The 582-nt window shown below is 44.2% G+C and carries 1 protein-coding gene; it reads left to right on the top strand.

The genetic code is table 11. The annotated features are described in order from the left end of the window. On the top strand, positions 1–558 hold a 558-nt coding region (gene slmA / locus R7R78_RS28140; protein ID WP_225474852.1), incomplete at its 5' end, for a nucleoid occlusion factor SlmA. Positions 559–582: the final 24 nt, after the last annotated feature.

Here is a 582-nt window from a genome sequence, read left to right as displayed (position 1 = left end):
GAGATCTTGCAAGCGTTAGCACAGATGCTTGAATCTACAGAAGGCGCTTCACGCATTACTACGGCAAAATTGGCAAAACAAGTCGGCGTCTCCGAAGCCGCGTTGTACCGTCATTTCCCAAGTAAAGCTCGCATGTTTGAAGGTTTGATTGAGTTCATCGAAGAAGCCTTGATGACTCGCATCAACCGCATTTTAGATGACGAGAAAGATACACTAGAGCGTATTCGTATGGTAATGCACCTGATTCTTGCATTTTCAGAACGTAACCCTGGCTTGACACGTATTCTGTCTGGTCATGCTTTAATGTTTGAAAACGAACGTCTACGTGAACGCATCAACCAGCTGTTTGAACGTATCGAAACCCAACTACGTCAGATTCTGCGTGAGCGTAAAATTCGTGAAGGTAAATCTTTCCCTGTAGAAGAGCGTATTCTTGCTGCGCAAATTCTTGGGCAAGTTGAAGGCAGCCTGAACCGTTTTGTGCGCAGCGATTTCAAGTACCAACCTACTGCAAACTTTGACGAGTATTGGGCACTACTCAGTGCACAAATTAAGTAGAGATTATGAGTAAAGACAAATACA

It is taken from the genome of Vibrio sp. 2134-1 (assembly GCF_033339495.1).
Note: the sequence above shows the minus strand (reverse complement) of the source record. Positions and strands in the feature narration are given on the sequence as shown.